General features: G+C 70.2%; 15 protein-coding genes. 9 read left to right on the top strand and 6 right to left on the bottom strand.

Annotation, left to right across the window (positions count from 1 at the left end; all coding sequences use genetic code 11):
* Positions 1-34: 34 nt before the first annotated feature.
* The 3 genes from ACF8ME_RS16925 to ACF8ME_RS16915 form a co-directional block, all read right to left on the bottom strand.
* A complete protein-coding gene (locus ACF8ME_RS16925) occupies positions 35-814 on the bottom strand; it encodes an ABC transporter ATP-binding protein (RefSeq protein WP_392417488.1) in 780 nt (259 codons plus the stop codon).
* Between the two features lie 61 nt (positions 815-875).
* On the bottom strand, positions 876-2,084 hold the full coding sequence (locus ACF8ME_RS16920) for a M20 aminoacylase family protein (RefSeq protein ID WP_392417486.1): 1,209 nt from the start codon (positions 2,082-2,084) through the stop codon (positions 876-878).
* A 194-nt stretch (positions 2,085-2,278) separates the two neighbouring features.
* Positions 2,279-3,436 carry an ABC transporter substrate-binding protein gene (locus ACF8ME_RS16915; RefSeq protein WP_209670116.1) on the bottom strand — a complete coding sequence of 386 codons (1,158 nt, stop codon included), beginning with the start codon at positions 3,434-3,436 and terminating at the stop codon, positions 2,279-2,281.
* A gap of 198 nt (positions 3,437-3,634) precedes the next feature.
* Between ACF8ME_RS16915 and ACF8ME_RS16910 the strand changes: the two genes are divergently transcribed.
* On the top strand, positions 3,635-5,713 hold the full coding sequence (locus ACF8ME_RS16910; RefSeq protein ID WP_392417485.1) for a molybdopterin-dependent oxidoreductase: 2,079 nt from the start codon (positions 3,635-3,637) through the stop codon (positions 5,711-5,713).
* A gap of 90 nt (positions 5,714-5,803) precedes the next feature.
* Positions 5,804-7,573, top strand: a complete 1,770-nt coding sequence (locus ACF8ME_RS16905; RefSeq protein ID WP_392417483.1) for an ABC1 kinase family protein — start codon at positions 5,804-5,806, stop codon at positions 7,571-7,573.
* A gap of 265 nt (positions 7,574-7,838) precedes the next feature.
* On the opposite strand, the gene ACF8ME_RS16900 is transcribed toward ACF8ME_RS16905, so the two are convergent.
* From ACF8ME_RS16900 to ACF8ME_RS16890, 3 genes are all read right to left on the bottom strand, one after another.
* Positions 7,839-8,813: a tripartite tricarboxylate transporter substrate binding protein gene (locus tag ACF8ME_RS16900; RefSeq protein ID WP_016446620.1), complete on the bottom strand. Its 975-nt coding sequence runs from the start codon at positions 8,811-8,813 to the stop codon at positions 7,839-7,841.
* An 81-nt stretch (positions 8,814-8,894) separates the two neighbouring features.
* The gene (locus tag ACF8ME_RS16895) at positions 8,895-9,908 is read right to left on the bottom strand and encodes a TraB/GumN family protein (RefSeq protein ID WP_392417480.1); all 1,014 of its coding nucleotides are present in this window, start codon (positions 9,906-9,908) and stop codon (positions 8,895-8,897) included.
* Positions 9,905-10,927, bottom strand: coding sequence for a fumarylacetoacetate hydrolase family protein (locus tag ACF8ME_RS16890; protein WP_034390060.1), 1,023 nt, complete (start codon positions 10,925-10,927; stop codon positions 9,905-9,907). The genes ACF8ME_RS16895 and ACF8ME_RS16890 overlap by 4 nt, the downstream gene beginning before the upstream one ends.
* 126 nt (positions 10,928-11,053) lie before the next feature.
* On the opposite strand from ACF8ME_RS16890, the gene ACF8ME_RS16885 reads away from it, so the two are divergent.
* The 7 genes from ACF8ME_RS16885 (at position 11,054) to ACF8ME_RS16855 (ending at position 20,171) form a co-directional block, all read left to right on the top strand.
* Entirely contained in the window at positions 11,054-11,833 is a 780-nt protein-coding gene (locus tag ACF8ME_RS16885) for an IclR family transcriptional regulator (RefSeq protein ID WP_012203056.1), read from the top strand.
* Positions 11,834-12,000: 167 nt separating this feature from the next.
* Positions 12,001-13,179 carry a DUF3108 domain-containing protein gene (locus ACF8ME_RS16880; RefSeq protein WP_392417478.1) on the top strand — a complete coding sequence of 393 codons (1,179 nt, stop codon included), beginning with the start codon at positions 12,001-12,003 and terminating at the stop codon, positions 13,177-13,179.
* Between the two features lie 224 nt (positions 13,180-13,403).
* Positions 13,404-13,697, top strand: coding sequence for a DUF3567 domain-containing protein (locus tag ACF8ME_RS16875; RefSeq protein WP_034363542.1), 294 nt, complete (start codon positions 13,404-13,406; stop codon positions 13,695-13,697).
* Positions 13,698-13,935: 238 nt separating this feature from the next.
* Positions 13,936-15,393: a nitrate/nitrite transporter gene (locus ACF8ME_RS16870; RefSeq protein WP_392417476.1), complete on the top strand. Its 1,458-nt coding sequence runs from the start codon at positions 13,936-13,938 to the stop codon at positions 15,391-15,393.
* 13 nt (positions 15,394-15,406) lie between these two features.
* Positions 15,407-16,948 (top strand): FGGY family carbohydrate kinase, encoded by a 1,542-nt coding sequence (locus ACF8ME_RS16865; protein WP_392417475.1) that lies wholly within the window; start codon positions 15,407-15,409, stop codon positions 16,946-16,948.
* Complete coding sequence (locus ACF8ME_RS16860; RefSeq protein ID WP_392417474.1) at positions 16,945-18,627, top strand: FAD-dependent oxidoreductase; 1,683 nt, start codon at positions 16,945-16,947, stop codon at positions 18,625-18,627. Before ACF8ME_RS16865 ends, ACF8ME_RS16860 begins: the two co-directional genes overlap by 4 nt.
* Complete coding sequence (locus tag ACF8ME_RS16855; RefSeq protein ID WP_392417472.1) at positions 18,621-20,171, top strand: FAD-binding oxidoreductase; 1,551 nt, start codon at positions 18,621-18,623, stop codon at positions 20,169-20,171. The genes ACF8ME_RS16860 and ACF8ME_RS16855 overlap by 7 nt, the downstream gene beginning before the upstream one ends.
* The last annotated feature ends 1 nt before the right edge of the window (position 20,172 follow it).

Below are 20,172 nucleotides of genomic sequence, written 5' to 3'. Positions count from 1 at the left end.
ACCGTCATCCGAACCGAGACCGGCTACGCCCCTCCTATGCTGCGCTGCACAGGTGCCCGGCCATGGGCCATAGGTCTGCCTCGCAAGGCACGGGGGCCGGCGCCTGGCCCCGGGCGCTGCCCGGTTGCAGGATGCGGCCGTGCTCCATCACGACCACGCGGTCGGCGACGGCGAAGGCCTGCTGGCGGTCCTGGGTCGCATAGACGGCCGTACAACCCAGGCTGCGCAGCAGCCAGGGGATTTCCTCGCACAGGCGCTCGCGCAGGTTGCAGTCGAGGCCGGACAGGGGTTCGTCCAGCAGCACCAGGCGCGGGCGCTCCACCACGGCACAGGCCAGCGCCGCGCGCTGCTGCTGGCCGCCCGACAGGCTGCCGGGAAGACGCTCGCCCATGCCCTGCAGCCCGACCAGGCCCAGGGTCTGCTGCACCCGCTCGTGGATCTGCGCGCGAGGCAGGCCGCGCATTTCCAGCGCGAAGGCCACGTTGGCCTGCAGGCTCATATGGGGCCAGAGCGCCTGGTCCTGGGGCACCAGGCCCAGGTCGTGCCGCTCGGGCGGCAGGGACTGCGAGGCGCTGGCCAAGCACTGCCCGCCCATCCAGACTTCGCCGCGGCTGGGCTGCTCCAGCCCGGCCAGGATCTTGAGCAGGGTGGTCTTGCCGCAGCCCGAAGGACCCAGCAGGGCCAGCACCTCGCCGGGGGCGATCTGCAGGCTGATGTCCTGGAGCACGGCGCGCTCGCCGTGGATGCGCTTGAGCTGCCGGGCTTGGACGGCCACGCCCTGCGCGGCGGCCGTGGAGGATTCGATGGAGGTCACAGGGACCGCATGCTAGGTGCGGTGTGTGACATGCCGGTGTCGGCCGGACCCTGCAAGGGCCTCAGCGCGTGGGCTCGCTCAGCCAGCGCTGGGCCAGCTTCACCCAGAACGTGGCGCCCTGCGGGATCAGCTGGTCGTTGAAGTCGTAGCTGGGGTTGTGCAGCGTGCAGGGACCGCCGCCGTGGCCGATGGCGCGGTGGTCGCCGTCGCCATTGGCGATGAAGCAGTAGGCGCCGGGCTTTTCCAGCAGCATGAAGGCGAAGTCCTCGGCGCCCATGGACGGCTCCTGGGGCAGCACGTTGGCCTCGCCCACGACCTCGGCCATGACGCGGCGTGCGAACTCGGCCTCCGGGGCGGAGTTGATGGTGGGCGGGTAGTTGCGCACGAACTCGAACTCGCAGCGCGTGTCATGCGCGGCGCAGATGCTCTCGGCCAGGGCCTTCATGCGCCGCTCGATCAGGTCCAGCACCTCCAGCGTGAAGGTGCGCACCGTGCCCTGCAGCTCCACGCTGTCGGGCACCACGTTCGTGGCCTCGCCCGCATGGACCATGGTGACCGAGACCACGCCCGCCTCGATGGGCTTGACGTTGCGGCTGACGATGGTCTGCAGGCCCAGGATGAGCTGGGCCGCCACGGGCAGCGGGTCGATCACCATGTGCGGCATGGCCGCGTGGCCGCCCTTGCCGCGCACGACGATGCGGAACTCGTTGCTCGACGCCATGGCCGGGCCCGGGCCCACGGCCATGGTGCCGGCCTTCATGCCCGGCCAGTTGTGCATGCCGAACACGGCCTGCATGGGGAACTGGGTGAACAGGCCGTCCTCGACCATCTCGCGCGCCCCGCCGCCGCCCTCTTCGGCCGGCTGGAAGATCAGGTGCACCGTGCCCTCGAAGCTGTCGCAGTGCACGGCCAGGTACTGCGCGGCGGCCAGCAGCATGGCGACATGGCCGTCATGTCCGCAGGCATGCATTTTTCCGGCGTGGCGGCTGGCGTGCTCGAAGGTGTTGAACTCCTGCATGGGCAGGGCGTCCATGTCGGCGCGCAGCCCGATGGCCCGGCCGCTGGCGCCGCCGTCACGGCCGTGGATGGTGCCCACCACGCCCGTGCGGCCCAGGCCGCGGTGCACGGCGATGCCCCATCCCTCCAATTGCCGGGCCACGAGGTCGGCGGTGCGGATCTCCTCGAAGCACAGTTCGGGATGGGCATGTATGTCGCGGCGCAGCGCGGTGATCTCGGGCGCGCGGTCCAGCAGTTCCTGCAGCAAGGCCATGGGGTTCTCCTTTTAGAGCGTGATATGCACTTTTAAGTACCCGCGTTGGCTTTGCGCGCTGGTGATCGCAAGGCGCAGTGCGCCGCCAAGGCTGAAGCCTTGGCAAGCGCTGCAACGCCGCGAGCGCCTGCGCGCAGAGCCAACCCGAAGGGAAAGCCGGGAAAGGGGCCCGGCCCTTCTCCAATGCTGCAAGCCTACACCCGGACCTTGCCGTCGCCGGTCAGCATGGACAACTCCACGAAGCGCGGCTTGGCCGATTGCGGCTTGAAGACCAGCGGGAAGCCGGCCACCTGCTGGCCGTGCATGGCGTCGAGCGCGGCCACCAGGCCGTCGCGCGTGGGCTTGCCCGAGGCCGAGGCCTGGCGCAGCGCATCGGCGAACACGCGTGCCGCCAGATAGCCTTCCATGCTGGAGTAGTTGGGCGTCAGCTTGCCGCCGCCCTTCTGGATGGCCGCCAGGAAATCGCGCGTGATCTGGCGCGAGGTCTGGAAGGGCGAGGGCACGACCTGGGTGACCACCACGCCTTCGGCATCCTTGCCCAGCGTCTCCGACAGCGCCTGGGCACCCACGAAGGACACGTTGTAGAACTGCCCGCCAAAGCCTGCCTGGCGCGCGGCGCGCACAAAGGCCGCGCTGGCCGAGTAGGTGACGATCTGCACGATCACATCGGCGCCCAGCGGCACCAGCGTCTTGACGGCCGCCGCCACATTGTTCGAGTTGCGCTCCACCGTGGCCGCGCCCACGGGCTCCAGACCCTTGGCGGCCAGGGCCGCCTTGACACCGGCCAAGCCCGACTCGCCATAGGCATCGTTCTGGTGCAGCACGGCCACCTTCTTCAGGCCCAGGCCCGTGAGGTGGCGCACCATCAGCGCCGTCTCGTCGGCATAGGAGGCGCGCACATTGAAGACCAGGTGGGCCAGCTGGGGCTGGCGCAGCGCGTCGGCGCCCGTCAGCGGTGCGAACAGGGGCACGCGCGCCTTTTGCAGCAGCGGCAGCGCGGCCATGCTGGTGGAGGTGCCCACGTAGCCGAACAGGGCGAACACGTCGTCGGACAGGAAGCGCTGGGTATTGGCCGCGCAGCGCTCGGGCTCGTAGCCGTCGTCCATCACGCGCAGTTCGATGTTGCGCCGGGCAATGCCCCCCTGCGCGTTGAGCTGTTCGAAGTACAGCTTGGCGCCTTCATGGAAGGGCTGGCCGATCTGCGCTGCAGACCCGGTCAACGGGCAGGACTGGCCCAGCACGATGGTGCCTCCCGCGTCCTGGGCGCGCACTGCGCCGGTCCAGGTGGCGGCAGCAGCCGTGCTGGCTGCGATGAACTGTCTGCGGCTGAACGCCGTCTTGGGTCGGAGCATGAACTTGCCTGTTTTTGTCACTGGAATCGGCGCCGTTGCTGCGTGCAGCCGGCCGCAAGGGTCCGCATAATAAAGACAAGCGGCGATTGCGGCATGCAAGACCGGCACCGCCCCTTGCCCGTGACGGCCTTTTCCTGTTTTCCCGGCTTTTCACGGTTTTTTCGCAAAGTACCCACCCTGTCCGAGACCGCTGCCACCATGTCCTCCGCCACGCCCCCACTCCAGGCCACCTCACAGGTGCTGGGCGCCTGCCCCCATGACTGCCCCGATACCTGCTCGCTGGTGACCACGGTCGAAGACGGCATCGCCAAAAGAGTCCAGGGCAACCCCGACCATCCGCACACGGGCGGCGTGCTCTGCGCCAAGGTCAGCAAATACACCGAGCGCAGCTACCACCCCGAGCGCGTGCTCACCCCGCTGCGCCGCGTGGGCCCCAAGGGCTCCGGGCAGTTCGAGCCCGTGGGCTGGGACGAGGCGCTGGCCGACATCGCCGCCCGGCTGCACGCGCTGGCGGCGCGCGATCCCGAAACCATCCTGCCCTACAGCTACGCAGGCACCATGGGCCTGGTGCAGGGCGAGAGCATGGACCGGCGCTTCTTCCACCAGCTCGGCGCCTCGCTGCTGGACCGCACCATCTGCTCCAGCGCCGGGGGCGAGGCCCTGAACCTGACCTATGGCGGCAAGCTGGGCATGCGCGTGGAGCATTTCACCGAAAGCCGGCTCATCCTCATCTGGGGCAGCAACAGCATCGGCAGCAGCCTGCATTTCTGGCGCTATGCGCTGGAGGCCAAGCGCAACGGCGCACGCCTGGTGTGCATCGACCCGCGCAAGACCGAGACCGCCGACAAATGCCACGAGCACCTGCAGCTGCTGCCCGGCACCGATGCCGCCCTGGCACTGGCCCTGATGCACGAGCTGATCACGCACGGCTGGCTGGACCACGACTACATTGCACGCCACACGCTGGGCTGGGAGGAACTCAAGGCCCGCGCCCTGCAGTGGCCGCCCGAGCGCGCGGCCCAGGTCTGCGGCCTGCCCGTGGAGCAGATCCGCCAGCTGGCGCGCGACTACGGCACCACCACGCCCGCCGCCATCCGCCTGAACTACGGCGTGCAGCGCGCGCGCGGCGGCGGCAATGCCGTGCGCGCCATCGCCTGCCTGCCGGCCCTGGTGGGCGCCTGGCGCCACTGTGCGGGCGGCCTGCTGCTGTCCGCCTCGGGCGCCCTGCCCGCGCAGCGCGCCCGACTGCAGATGCCGCACCTGCTGGGCGAGCGCCGCCCGCGCACCATCAACATGAGCACCATCGGCGACGCCTTGCTGCACGAAGGCGGCAATGGCTTCGGCCCGCGCGTGGACGCCATCGTGGTCTACAACAGCAATCCCGTGGCCGTGGCGCCCGAGTCGGCCAAGGTCGTGGCCGGCTTTGCGCGCGAGAACCTGTTCACCGTGGTGCTGGAGCAGTTCATGACCGACACGGCCGACCTGGCCGACTACGTGCTGCCGGCCACCACGCAGATCGAGCACTGGGACATCCACGGCAGCTACGGGCATACCGACGTGCTGCTCAACCGCCCCGCCATCGCGCCGCTGGGCCAGGCGCGCAGCAACGGCCAGATCTTCCGCGACCTGGCCGCGCACATGGCGCGGCATGACGACGCCTTTGCCGCCGCCCATTTCCAGACGGGAGACGAGCAACTGTGCCGCGAAGCCTTCGAGGGGCGCGGCGTGGACTTCAACGAGCTGCTGGACAAGGGCTTTGCCACCCTGGCCCTGCCCGAGGCCCCCTTTGCCGAGGGCGGCTTCGCCACGCCCTCGGGCCGCTGCGAATTCACCAGCGCCGAGCTGGCGCGGCGCGGCATGGACCCGCTGCCCGACTACCTGCCCAACTACGAAACCGCCGAAACGGATGCGCGCTACCCGCTGGCCATGATCTCGCCGCCGGCACGCAACTTTCTCAACAGCAGCTTCGTCAACGTCAAGAGCCTGCGCACCATGGAAGGCCGCCCGCTGGTGGAGCTGCACCCCGACGACGCCGCCACGCGCGGCGTGGCCGAGGGCGACCGCGTGCGCGTCTTCAACGACCGGGGCAGCTACGAATGCCACGCAACCCTCAACGGCCGCGCGCGCCGTGGCGTGGTCAACGGCCTGGGCATCTGGTGGCGCAAGCACGGCGTCAACGGCACCAATGTCAACGAGCTCACCCACCAGCGCCTGACCGACCTGGGCCGCGCGCCCAGCTTCTACGACTGCGCGGTACAGGTGCAGCGGCTGGCCTGAGCCCCGCCCCGGAGGCGGGCGATTCCTGCGCAATGGCGTCTGGCGCATCGGCACAATGGACCGCATTGCCACCACCGACAGGAGATGCCCATGCTGCAAACCGCCGTGGTCGCCGTGCGCGACCGTGCCCGGCTGCAGGAAATCGTCGGCGTGCTGCTGCGCTTCGGGCTGGCCGACCTGGTCGACACGCTGGGCCTGGCCCGCTTCGCGCCGCGCGGCAGCCAGCCCCATCCCGAGCATCCGCTGGATGCCAGCCGCCCCGAGCGCCTGCGCATGGCCCTCGAACACCTGGGTCCCAGCTTCGTCAAGCTGGGCCAGATCATGGCCACGCGCTCGGACCTGCTCGCGCCCGAATGGACGGCCGCCCTGCAGCAACTGCACAGCCACGCCGCCCCGCTGCCCTGGGAGACGGCCCAGCCGCTGATCGAGCAGTCGCTGGGCCTGCCCGTGGAGCAGGTGTTCACGCATTTCGACCCCGTGCCGCTGGCCTCGGCCTCCATGGCCCAGGTGTACCGCGCGCGGCTGCCTGCGGCTGAAGACCGGGATGACCGGGAAGACCAGGAGGACGGCAGCGGCAGCGGCAGCGACAGCGACAGCACCCCTGCGGCCAGCGCTGCCGACATCGAAGTCGTGGTCAAGGTCCAGCGCCCTGGCCTGCGCCCCCAGATCGAGGCCGACCTGCGCCTGCTCGAGCACCTGGCGCTGCTGGCCCAGGAACAATGGCCGCAACTGGCACGCTACCGCCCGCGCGAAGTCACGCGCCAGCTGGGCCAGGCGCTGCGCGAGGAACTGGATTTCACCGTCGAAGCCCACAACGGCGACGCCGTGGCGCGGCACTTCGCGGCCCAGCCCGAGATCGTCGTGCCGGCCATCCACTGGGCATTGAGCGGGCCGCGCCTGCTGGTGCAGGACTTCGTGCCGGGCGTGCCGGCCTCGGCCGTGGGTGCGGACCCCGCGCTGGACGGCCCGCTGCTGGCGCGCCGTGGCGCCTGCGCGTTTTTGCAGATGGTGCTGCGCGACGGCCTGTTCCACGCCGACCCGCACCCCGGCAACCTGCTGGCCCTGCCCGGCAACCGCGTCGGCTTCATCGACTTCGGCATGGTCGGGCGGCTGTCGCCCCAGCGCCGCCGCCAGGTGCTGGGCCTGATGCGCGCCCTGGTCGAGGGCCAGGGCCGCAGCCTCTCGGGCGTGCTGCTGGAATGGGCGGCCGAAAGCGAAATGCCCGGCCGCGCCCCGCCCTCGGCCGCGCGCATCGAGGCTGCCGTGGACCGCTTCGTGACCCGCCATGGCCCCGGCGCCAGCAATGGCCGCCTGGTCATGTCCCGCGCCCTGCAGGACTTCATGGCCCTGGCCCGCGAAACCGGCGTGGCCCTGCCCGCCGACATGGCGCTGCTGCTCAAGGCACTGATCACGGCCGACCAGGTGCTGCTGCAGCTGGACCCGCAATTCGACGTGGTGCAGACGGCCACGCCCCTGGTCAAGGCCCAGCTGCTGCAGCGCTACTCCCTGCGCAGCCTGGCGCGCCAGCGCCGCGCCGCCATGGCGCAATGGATGGACCTGGCCGACGACGCGCCGCACACCCTGCGGCTGGTGATGCAACGATTGCGCTCGGGCCGGCTGCAGGCCGACCTGGACATACGCCACATCGACCGCCTCTCCCAGGCCCTGGAACGCGCCGCCACCCGCCTGGCCCTGGCCGTGGTCTCCGGAGCCTTCATCCTGGGCCTGGCCCCCGGCCTGCTGACCATGGGCCCGCGCCTGTGGGGCATCCCCCTCTTCGCCGCCCTGGGCGTGGCCGGCGCCGCCGCCAGCCTGGCCGTTCTTTTCACCACCATGCGCAGGCAGAAGGCGCTGGATTGATGGCTGGATTGATCGCTGGATTGGCGATCAGGAACGCCAAAAAAAGCAGCACCAGCGCATCAGATCAAAGCCTGGCGCCGCCCCCAAAACCGCCACGGCCCAACCCAGAGACACCGAGGAAGGGCCTACGCCGGCCGCGCCGCCCCGCACCGAGGGTGTCGCCGGCTGCCCGTACGCCCCCTCCGCGAAGCGAGAAGGGGCGACGTGCAACGGGCGCCGTGCAACGGGCGACGTGCAACGGGAAGCGGCGCAGCCGCTCAGGGGGTCAGTCCAATTTGACGCCCGCGCTCTTGATGATGGCCCCCCAGCGCTTGGACTCCGCGCGCGACATGGCCAGGAACTGCTCGGGCGTGCCGGGCAGCGCCTCCATGCCGAAGTCCTGCATGCGCTTGACCACGGCGGGGTTGGCCAGGGCCTTGTTGAGCTCGGCGTTCAGGCGCTGCACCACGGCCGGGGGCATCTTGGCCGGGCCCAGGATGCCCTGGAAGGCATAGACCTCGGTATCGGGCACGCCGACCTCGGCCAGCGTGGGCAGCTCGGGCAGGCTGGGCACGCGCTTGCCCGTGCCGATGGCCAGGGCGCGCACCTTGCCCGACTGGATCACGGGCAGGCCCGAGGCCAGGTCCAGGAACATGCAGGGCACCTGGCCGCCCATCACGTCGGCCAGCGCGGGTGCCGCGCCGCGATAGGGGATGTGCGTCAGGAATGTGCCCGTGCGGTTCTTGAACATCTCCATGGCCAGGTGGTGGGGCGAGCCGTTGCCTGGAGAGGCGTAGTTGACCTGGCCCGGATGCGCCTTCACGTAGGCCAGGAATTCCTTGAAGGTCTTGGCCTCGAAGTTCGGGTTCACCACCAGCGCCATCGGGAAGCGGCTGATGCCGCCGATGTAGGTGAAGTCCTTTTCGGGGTTGAAGGACAGCTTGCTGAACAGGTGCTCGTTGTAGGCCAGCACGGCGTTGTCGGCCGACATGATGGTGTAGCCGTCGGGCTTGGCCGTGGCCACGATCTGGGCGCCGATGTTGGTGGAGGCGCCGGGGCGGTTGTCCACCACGATGGTCTGGTTCAGCGTCTGGCGCATGGCCTCGGCCACGGTGCGCGCCAGCACGTCGGTGCCGCCGCCGGGCGGATAGGGCACGACCCAGCGGATGTTGCTGGCGGGCCAGTCCTGCGCCTGTGCAAAAGGCGCGGCCATGCCGGCCGATGAGGCCGCCACGGCGGCCAGGAATTGTCTACGGTCCATTGTTGTCTCCTGTGGGATGGGTGTGGATGGGTCCTGGCCGCGCCCTGTTGCTTTTGTTCATGGAGGCGGCGGCCGTGTGTTTCAGGGCGGGCTGGCTGCGGGGAACTCCACGCGCTGCACCTTGAAGCCCTGGGCCGCCAGCAGCGCCGGCAGGCCGCGCGTGCCCACCATGTGCAGGGCGCCCACGGCGGCGAACACGCTGCGGCCGGAACGGATCTGCCGCGCCACTTCGCGCGCCAGGCCGGGGTTGCGGCCATAGACCATGCGGTCGTAGTCGGCACGCTCGGCGGCATTGGCCATGCAGTCGCACCAGTCGGGCAGGCTCTCCAGCAGGTGGATGCGGCCATCGGCCCAGACGCCTGCGATCAGCCCCAGCTTCTGGGACGCGGTGCCGCTTTCCAGCTGGCGCAGGCCGGACTCCACCGTCTCGGCCACGCGCGCGGGGTCGTCCGAGACCAGCTCGCGCAGTTGCAGCTCGGGCGTCTCCAGGGACAGCACGGGCTTGTCCAGCGCGCGTGCCATCCCGGCCAGAGAGAAGTCGATGCCGTAGGCCGCGTCCAGTCCCTCGCTGCGGCCGGCCAGCGACAACAGGGTGATCACCTGGGCGTCGGGGCGCAGCAGGGCCAGCTCGGGGCCGGCGCAGGCCAGGCGCCTTTGCTCCTCAAGCCGGCGCTGGAGATCGCCGCGCAGCGGCGGCGCATCGGGCCGCGCCTGCATGCCGGCGAACAAGACCTTCATGACATCGGGATCGAGGATGTTCAGCTCCAGCGCCAGGCTGTCGGAGGCGCGCAGCGCGTCCGCCACCGTGGGGCCGGGCACGCTCCAGCCGAGCTTGGCCGCGTGCATGGTCCCGTAGAGCCAGCTGGTGCGGCCCCGGTGCTCGATGCGCCACAGCAGCCCGCGGTCCTGCGCCTTGCGCTGCATGGCGCGGATCTCGTCCGGGCCGGGCATGCGCGCCTCGGGCGGGCAGGTGACGGGATCCGCGGCCGGGGGCGCCGCGAATGCGCCCGCCAGCGGCGACAGCGCCAGCGCGGCCAGGCCGGCGCGCAGCGACCTGCCCGCCAGGCGCCACCAGGGTGCGCAGACGCGGCTCATTCGGCAGGCTCGACGATGTTCTGGTCGATGGCGCCGAAGATGCTCTGGCCGTCCTTGCCCTTCATCTCGATGCGGATGGTGTCGCCGAAGCGCATGAACTCGGTCTTGGGCGCGCCGTCCTGGATGGTCTCTATGCAGCGCTTCTCTGCGATGCAGCTGTAGCCCTTGGGCCACTCCATGCGCCGGTTCTTGCCCTTGCCGCTTTCCACGCCCTTGTTGCTCACGGTGCCGCTGCCCACGATGGAGCCGGCGCGCACATTGCGCGTCTTGCAGATATGGGCGATGAGCTGGCCGAAATGAAAGCTCATGTCCTCGCCCGCATCGCACATGCCGACCTTGCGGCCGTTCCAGGTGGACTGCAGCGTCAGGTGCAGGCGGCCGCCCTTCCAGGCGTCGCCCAGCTCGTCCAGCGTCACGGCCACGGGGCTGAAGGAGGTGGCAGGCTTGGACTGGAAGAAGCCGAAGCCCTTGGACAGCTCATTGGGGATCAGGTTGCGCAGGCTCACGTCGTTGGCCAGCATGACCAGGCGCACGCCGCCCAGCGCACGCTCGGGCGTGGCGCCCATGGGCACGTCGGCGGTGATGACGGCGATCTCGGCCTCGAAGTCGATGCCCATGGACTCGCTGGGCACCACCACATCGTCGCAGGGGCCCAGGAAATCGTCGCTGCCGCCCTGGTACATCAGCGGGTCGGTGTAGAAATTGGCAGGCACCTCGGCGCCGCGCGCCTGGCGCACCAGCTCCACATGGTTGATGTAGGCCGAGCCGTCGGCCCACTGGTAGGCGCGCGGCAGCGGCGCCATGCACTGGCGCGGATCGAAGGCAAAGGCATGGACCGCCTTGCCGCTGTTGAGCAGGTGGTACAGGTCCTGCAGCTGGGGCGCCATGTAGCTCCAGTCGTCGAGCACCTGCTGCAGGCGGCTCGCTATGCCGGTCGCATAATGGGCCTGGCTCAGGTCGCGTGACACCACGACCAGTTGCCCGTCCCGCGATCCGTCCTTGTATGTGGCAAGTTTCATGCTGCTCCCCCGTGCCGCCGCCGCGCGCCACGGCATCCGGGCAGCGGCCTGGATACCCATGGCGACGCAGCCACGAATTACGATAAGTTAAATTGATTTAACTAAACAAAACCAAATTCTATTGCAATGGACAAGGAACGCGCAGGGATTCAATCGGTCGAGGTCGGTTTTACATTGCTGGAGGCGCTGACGCGCGCCCGGGGCCCGCAGATGCTCAAGGACCTGGCGTCCGACGCCGGCATGAGCGCCGCCAAGGCGCACCGCTACCTCGTGAGCTTCCAGCGCATCGGCCTGGTCACCCAGGACGCGCGCACCTCCCGCTACGACCTGGGCCCGGCCTCGCTCAAGCTGGGCCTGGCATCGCTGGCGCGGCTGGACCCCGTGCGACTGGCGCGCGAACGCATGCCCGCGCTCATGGAACGCATCCACCACACGGCGGCCATCGCCGTCTGGGGCAACCACGGGCCGACCATCGTGCATTGGGAGGAAAGCGCGCAGTCGGTCACCGCCAATCTGCGCCTGGGCGACGTCATGCCCATGCTGGCCTCGGCCACCGGGCGCTGCTTCGCGGCCTGGCTGCCGCGCGAGGTCACGGCCCCGCTGCTGGAGCCAGAAGTGGACAAGGCCCGCCGCATCCAGCGCAAGGACCTGCCGCTCACCCCCGAGGCCATAGACGCCATGCTGGCCGAGGTGCGCGAGCGCGGCACCGCCCGCGTGGTCGATACCGTGCTGCCCGGCATCGTGGCCTTTTGCACGCCGGTCTTCGACTCCTCGGGCCATATCGTGCTGGGCCTGACCACGCTGGGCTCGATTGCCACCTTCGACCCCGAATACGGCGGCGCCATCGATGCGCCCCTGCGCGAAGCCTGCGTGCAGCTGTCCCAGGACCTGGGCTGGAATGCCTGAGATGAAGCTACACCCCCTGAGTCGCTTCGCGCCTTCCCCCTGGAAGGGGGACGACAGCCTCGCTGCGGGGCGGCGCGGCCGGCGTAGGCCCTTGCTCGCTGTCCCTGGCCTTGGGCCGCGCCGGTTTCATGGGCTGTGGGTGGCGCGCAGCACTATGGATAATTGACATGAGCCTGCGCCAGCGCGCCCTGCCCGCCCTCACCGCCGTGGTGCTGGGCGGCCATGCGCTGGCCCTGCTGGGCCTGCCGCTGTGGAACCAGGTATCGGCACCGCGCACCGAGGTGGCGGCCATGCAGACACGGGCGCTGTCCCTGCCCGAGCCACCCGCTCCCCCGCCTGCCGCCGCGCCCGAGACACCTGCGCCCGTACCCAAGCCGCAACCCCGCCCTCGCCCCAAGGTCCAGCGCCCGACACCCGCCGCGCCCACCGCACCCGTGGCCGAGCCGCTGGACACGCCCATCCGCGAAACCGTCGAACCCTTGCCGATGGCCGCAGCGCAGGAGCCTGCTGCATCGGACGCCTCGGAAACCGCCCGTGCTGCTGCCGATACGGGTGCCGGCAGCGAGCCAACTCCGGCCACACCGCCGGCGCCGCCCGCTCCCAAGCCCGAACCCGAAACACCGCCCACGCCCTCGGCCGGCCCGGCCCAGGGCATGGCCATCACATCGCCCGACGGCACGCCGCTGGCCTCCGACGCCCCCGTTCCCGTGCAACTGCCCGATCCCGCGCGGCTGTCGTTCGCCGTCACCGGCCAGGCCAAGCGCTTCAACTATTCGGCCAATGCCGAGCTGGTCTGGCGCCATGCCAACGGCCAGTACCAGGCCAGCCAGGAAGTCAGCCTGTTCCTGCTGGGCTCGCGCTCGCAGACCAGCGAGGGCCGCATCACCGACAGGGGCCTGGAGCCCAGCCGCTTCAATGACAAGGCGCGCAAGGAGCAATCGGCGCAGCTGGCGTTCGACCAGAACCTGGCGCGCTTCAGCACGGGCGCGCCCGACGCGCCCATCGCGCCCGGCGCGCAGGACCGGCTCAGCGTGTTCCTGCAGCTGTCGGCCCTGCTGGCGGCGGCGCCGCAGCGCTACCCGGCGGGCACGCAGATCAGCTTCATCACCGTCAGCGCGCGGCGCGCCGACCGCTGGACCTTCCGCGTGGGCGAGACCGAAACGCTGGACCTGCCCTCGGGCAGCACGCAGGCGCTGCGCCTGGACAAGATCGCGGCGGCCGGCGATGACCAGCAGGCCTCGCTGTGGCTAGCGCCATCCATGCAATATCTGCCCGTGCGCATCCGGCTGGCGCAGGACAACGGCGACTTCGCCGATCTGCAGCTCAAGAGCCGCCAGGCGCCATGACACACGGGACACCGGTGATTTCCCGGTAGTCCTGCACTTGCAGCCAACGCCACCGCCCGCCTACCACAGCGCGGCCTGCGGCACACGCCGCAGCGCATGCCAATCCGTGGAATACTGCATGCAAGTGCCTGCGATAGATCGGGACCCCCACGGTCCTTGAAATCCGGCGCTTCGCAGCCATGTAGGCTGTGCGACGCCCGGCAACGGGCCAGAAAGGGAACACCATGCAAATGCTTTACGACTCCGAATCTTTTGTGGTGCTCCATCTGCGTCCCGACATGGATCCGGATGCAGCGGCCGGCGAAGCTGCGGTCGATGCCGCCCGCCAGCTGCCACGCCACGGCTTCGAAATCGTGGACAAGCGCTCGGGCAAGGAGGTCTATCTGGACGGCTCCTGGGCCGAGATGTTCCAGAAGCAGATCATCGCCTGGCAGCAGGACGCCCCCACCGAGGAAGAGGTCGAGGACGCCCTGGAGCGCTACGCCGGCCTGGCCCAGCAGCCTGTCGTGGTCCACTGACAGCACACAGCGCACGGTCCCGTGAAGGGACTTCGCGCCAGGCCCGCCGCAGGTTCTCTGCGGCGGGCCTTTTCTTTGGGCGCGGCCATTGCGCGCACCCTGGTGCTTTCACCGATCCGCAGGCTGCGCCTGCTGCCTAGAATCGCCGCACAGGTTCAAGATTTGAAGACCATCTGTGAGATGGTCTTGTCGCGCCTGTACGGTTTGCCGGCCTCTTGCAGAAACACAGGAGGCCAGCATGCAGACCAGCATCCACAGGGTTCGCGGCGTTCAGGATGTCATCGCCTACATCGACGCACGCCAGGGCATTTCAGGCCGCGCCGGCACCATCTGGTGGCTGGCCCTCGGCGGACTTTTCCTCGACGCATTCTCCAACTCCGCACTCAGCGTGGGCCTGGGCCCCATGACGCGCGACCAGCAGCTCACGCCGGCCGAAGTGGCCTGGATGACGTCGCTGGCCTCCTGGGTGTCCATCGCCTTCAATCCCATCGGCGGCTGGATGGCCGACCGCTGGGGCCGCATGCGCCCGCTGGTCATCGCCAAGGTGCTGGCCGTGGCCGGCGCGCTGCTGGTCAGCATGGCGCCCGACTACGCCACCATCCTCTTCGGACGCTTCTTCGTGGGCGCGGCCTATGGCATCGACTTCGCCATCGCCATGGCGGTGCTGGCCGAATTCACGCCCGCCCGCCTCAAGAGCCGGCTCAATGTCTGGCAGGGCATGTGGTACATGGCCGTGTGCAGCAACCTGGTGCTGGCGCTGTGGTTCCATTCCTGGGATGTGGGCGATTCGCTGTGGCGCTATTCGGTGGCCGCCACGGCGGTGTTCGGCCTGTTCATCCTGGGCATGCAGGCCGCGCTGCTGGTGGAAAGCCCGACCTGGCTGGCACGCAAGGAGCGGCTGGATGACGCCGCCCGCGCCATGACGCGCATCTACGGCGCACACGGCCAGCGCTTCGAGGCCGCGCCGCCCGCCGAACGCCTGCCCGTGCTCAACCCGGCCCGTCGCGGCCTGGCCAATGTGCTGCTGATCTTTCGCGGCATCTACCTGCCGCGCACGCTGCTGGCGGCCACGGTGCAGATCGGCCAGTCCATCCAGTACTTTGCCGTGGGCTGGTACCTGCCGCTGATCAGCGCCTCGCTGTTCGGCAAGGATTTCCGCGAGGCCACGCTGGGCGCGCTGGTGTTCAACGTGTTCGGCATCGTCGGCGGCTTCCTGTCACCCGTCATCGGGCGCCGGCTGGGCCTGCGGCGGGCCTCGGCCTTCGGCTTTGCGCTGGTGTTCCTGATGCTGCTGGTGCTGGGCCTGTTCAACGGCCGCATGCCCATCTGGCTGGCCGTGGCCGTGCCCTCGCTGTTCATCCTCTTTCACTCGGGCGGGCCCGGCGCCAACGGCAAGAGCCTGTCCACGCTGTCGTTCCGCAGCGAGCTGCGCGCGGGCGCCAATGGCGTGATCGGCGCGCTGGGCGCCATGGGCGCGGCGCTGGGGCTGCTGGTGTTCCCGCTGTTCCGCCAGCAGTACGGGCTGGAGAACACCTTCCTCATCCTGTCCGTGGTGCCGCTGCTGGCCAGCATCGTCTGCTTTTCCATCCGCTGGGACCCCACGCGCACCACCGTGAACCCCGACGACGAGCCCGGCGCGCCCCAGTTCGCGGACGACGCCGCCCCGCCCGCCAAGGTCGCTCAAACCACCGCCTGAAAGAGACCACCCCATGCACCATGAAGCCGTGATCCTTTGCATAGACGAAGGCACCTCGGGCACGCGCGCCGCCGTCGTGGGACGCGACGGGCAGGTGTCCGCCCAGGACTATCTGCCGCTGGAAATCCACTGCCCGCGCCCCGGCGTGGTCGAGCAGGACGCCGACCTGCTGCTGGAGCGCACGCTGGACGTGTGCCGCCGCGCCATCGCCCGCGCCCAGGGCAGCGGCCAGCAGATCGTGGCCCTGGCCATTGCCAACCAGCGCTGCTCGGCCGTGCTCTGGGACACGGCCACGGGCCGTTCGCTGGCGCCCATCATGGTCTGGCAGGACTCGCGCCACCGCGACGAACTGGCCCTGCTGGCCAGCGACTGGGATGCCCGGCTGATCCGTCACGCGGGCCGGCCCGTGGGCGTGCGTTCGCCCTACCTGTGGGCCGCGCGCAAGCTGCGCGAATGCCCGGCCGTGGCCCAGGCCTGGCAGCAGCGCCGCCTGGCCTTCGGCACCATCGACTCCTGGCTGCTGTGGCATCTGTCGGATGCGCGCGCCGTGGTCACCACGCCCACCAATGTGACCTCGGGCAACGCCTATGCGCTGGGCGATCACCGCTACCTGCAGGACTGGCTGGACGCGCTGGAGTTTCCCGCCGAGCTGCTGCCCCGCCTGTGCGAGGACGTGCAGGACTTCGGCCGCACGCGCACCGAGCTGCTGGGCCTGGCCGTGCCCATCCTGGCCTGCGCGGGCGACCAGCATGCGGCCGCCGTGGGCCTGGGCTGCCTGGAGCGGGGCCAGGCGCTGTGCGTGCATGGCACGGGCAGCTTCGTCGATGTGCTCACGGGAACAAAGCTGCCCGCGCATGACGCGGCCCATGAAAGCTCGCTGACCATGACGGCGCGGCGCATGGACGGTGTCTCGCGCTATGCCATCGAGACCTATGTGCCCACCACGGGATCGGCGCTCAACTGGATCTGCGAGAAGCTGCAGTGGTTCGACAACCCGCAGCAGATCAGCACCCTGGCCCGCGAGGCCGAGACGCCGGCCGACCTGGTCTTCATCCCCGCGCTCACCGGCCTGCGCCTGCCGGCCATGGAGCCGGGCGCGCGGGCCTCGATCTCGGGCGTGTCCATGGCCACCTCGCGGCCGCAGCTGGCGCGCTCCATCCTCGAAGGCATTGCGCATTCCGTGGCCTCCTGCGTGCAGGCCGACGAGGCGGCCGCAGGCACCGAGGTGGGCGAGCTGCTGGTGGGCGGCGGCCTGTCGGGCAGCGATGCGCTGCTGCAGATCCAGGCCGACCTGGGCGGCCTGCCCGTGCGACGCCTGGCCGATACCGACAAGGCCAGCCTGCGCGGCATCGCCTTCATGGCCGGCAGCGCGGGCCTGCTGTGGGACGGGCTGGAGCAGGCCTGCGCCACGCTGCGCACCGAAGCGGTCTTCACCCCGCGCATGGCCGCCGACGAGCGAGGCGAGCGCCGCCGCATCTGGCGCGCCCGCGTGGGCGACGAACTGGCCCGCGCCCGGTCCCCCGGCCGCAGCGCCGCCCTGGAGGGCTGCGCATGATGCAATGGCCCTTTGGCAAGGAGCGCAGGGACAGCGCCGCACTGACCCAGACCGCGCCGCTGCAGCTGCAGCGCGCGGACCAGCTGGCGCGGCTGGGCGACGAGGCATTCGACCTGCTGGTCATCGGCGGCGGCATCACGGGTGCCTATGCGGCGCTGGACGCCAGCCTGCGCGGCCTGCGCGTGGCGCTGGTGGAGAAGGACGACTTCGCCTCGGGCACCTCGTCCAAGTCCTCCAAGATGGTGCACGGCGGCCTGCGCTACATCGAGCAGGGCAACCTGGGGCTGGTGCGGCACTCGCTGCTGGAGCGCCAGCGCCTGCGCCGCAATGCGCGCCACCTGGTGCAGCGCCTGCCCTTCCTGTTTCCCGTGATGGAGCGCGACGGCGTCTTCGACGCCCGCCTGGCCAAGGCCTTCGGCAGCCTGCTGTGGACCTACGACCTGGCCGGCGGCTGGCGCGAAGGCATCCTGCACCGCAAGCTCGGCAAGGCCGAGGTGCTGTCGCACTGCCCGACCTTCCGCGAAGAGCAGCTCCTGGGCGGCTACATGTACTTCGATGCGCGCGTGGACGATGCGCGGCTCACGCTGGCCGTGGCGCGCACGGCGGCCTTCCATGGCGCGGCCGTGCTCAACCATGCCCGGGCCACCGCCATCACGCGCAACGCCCACGGCGGCGTGGACGGCGCCATCGTCCAGGCCGATGGCCGCGAGATCACGGTGCGCGCGCGCAGCGTGGTCATGGCCACGGGCGTCTGGCTGCGCGACTGGGATGGCCGCAGGTCCGACCAGCAGGCGCAGCTGCACGTGCGCCCCGCCAAGGGCGTGCACGTGGCCATTCCCTGGCTGCGCATACGCAACGACTGCACCGTCACCATTCCCGTGCCGGGCCGCAGCCGGCGCGCCACCATCACGCGCTGGGGCGATGTCTCCTACCTGGGCACCACCGACGAGGACTACGCAGGCGGCCTGGACGATGTGCACTGCACGCGCACCGAGCTGGATTTCCTGCTGGAAGGCGCGCGCTCCGCACTCAAGGTGGACCTGTCGCCCGAGGACGTGGTCGGCTCCATCGCCGGCTGCCGCCCCCTGGTCGGCCCGCCCGGCGGCAAGACCGTGGAGATGAAGCGCAACCACGAGATCCATGTGGCAGCCGACGGCCTGGTCACCATCGTCGGCGGCAAGCTCACCACCTCGCGCCACATGGCCGAGCAGACCGTGGACGCCGTGGAAAAGCTGCTGGGCCGGCGCACGCGCTGCACCACCGCCTCCGCCTTCCTGCTGGGCGCGGCCGGCTACGACGCCCAGGCCATCACGGCCACGGGCGGACTGTCGGCCCACCTGGGCGAGCGCTACGGCACGGAGGCGCGCTTCGTCAGCGACATCCTCGACGCGCATCCCGCGCTGGCCCGGCCCATCGTCGAGGGACTGCCCCACACCGAGGCCGAAGTCCTCTACGCCGCGCGCCACGAAATGGCGCGCACGGTGGAAGACGTGCTCTCGCGCCGCATGCGCGCCCGGCTCATGGCGCGTGATGCATCGGCCCGCGCCGCAGCGCGCGTGGGCGACATCCTGGCCCAGGAACTGGGGCTGGCACCTGCGCAGATAGCGCAGCAGATCCACGACTACCGCCGCGCCATGGAGCGCGAGAAACAGATTTTGATGGGAGACATCCAATGCTGAGCAAAGACGCAATCGCCCGCGGCTACAACCGCCGCAACTACGTGGTGGGCGCCCCCACGACCCCGGGCTGGGCGGCGCAGGCCGCACCCGCAGCCGACCGCCCTGCCTCCGAAGGTCCTGCCTGCGGCCTGCAGCACGAACCCGTGGCCGTGCCCGAGGCCGTGCTCGCCGCGCTGCGCGCCGCCTGCGACCGCGTGCAGACCGAGCGCGCCGACATCGTTGCCGGCACGCGCGACTGGTGGGCGCGCACCATGGTGGCCGAGACCTCGGGCCACCCGGCCACGCCGCAGGCCGTCATCGCCCATGCATCCACCGTGGAGCAGGTGCAGGCCGTGATGCGCATTGCCGACGCGCACGCAATTCCCGTCACCGTCTCGGCCGGGCGCAGCAACGTCACGGGCGCGGCCCTGCCCCTGCGCGGCGGCATCGTGCTGGACCTGTGCGAACTCAATCGCTTCATCGCCATGGACGAGCAAAGCCAGATCGTCGAGGTCGAGGCCGGCATGTTCGGCGACGTGTTCGAGGAAACCATCCAGCGCCGCCACGGCATGACCATGGGCCACTGGCCCTCGTCCTTCGGCATCAGCACCGTGGGCGGCTGGGTGGCCTGCCGGGGCGCGGGCCAGCTGTCCACGCGCTACGGAAAGATCGAGGACATGGTCCACGGCATGGACGTGGTGCTGGCCGATGGCCGCCTCGTCACCGTGGGCGGCTACGCGCGCGCGGCCATCGGGCCGGACCTGCAGCAGCTGTTCATCGGCTCGGAAGGCACGCTGGGCGTGATCGTGCGCATCCGCTTCAAGCTGCACCGCCTGCCCGACCACGGCCGTGCCATCGCCTATGGCTTTGCCAGCTTTGCCCAGGGCCTGGAGGCCTGCCGCCAGATCCTGCAGCAAGGCGCCAACCCCGCCGCGCTGCGGCTGTACGACGCGCTGGAAAGCGGCGTGCAATTCGGCCGCAGCGACCTCAACGTGCTGCTGATCGCCGACGAAGGCGCGCCCGAGATCGTCGATGCCGTCATGGACATCTGCGAACGTGTGTGCGCACCCTTGGGAGAACGGCTGGACGGCGCCGCCACCCTGGAGCGCTGGCTGGACACGCGCTACCTGACCGGCAAGAGCGCCGAGGGCTTCAAGAAAGGCCCGGGCTTCGTCGCCGACACGCTGGAGATGTGCGGCCCCTGGAAAGACCTGCCGGCCATCTACGAGGAAGTGGTCGCCGCCCTGCAGGCCATCCCCGGCACCCTGGCCGGCTCGGCCCACCAGTCGCATGCCTATGTGGATGGCGCCTGCCTGTACTTTTCGCTGCGCGGCGAGGTGGCCGTGGACCAGCGTGCCCAGTGGTACCGCGCGGCCTGGGACGCGGCCAACGCCGTGCTGCTGCGCCACGGCGCCACGCTCAGCCACCACCACGGCGTGGGCCTGCTGCGCGCACCCTACATGCGGCAATCGCTGGGCCCGGCCTTTGCCCTGCTGGAGGCCACCAAGCGCATGCTGGACCCCAAGAACCTGCTCAACCCCGGCAAGCTGGGGCTGGACCTCTGAC

This window comes from Delftia sp. WSY_7 (assembly GCF_043104845.1).
Taxonomy (GTDB): Bacteria; Pseudomonadota; Gammaproteobacteria; order Burkholderiales; family Burkholderiaceae_C; genus Comamonas; species Comamonas tsuruhatensis.
This window is presented reverse-complemented; position numbering and strand designations above follow the sequence as displayed.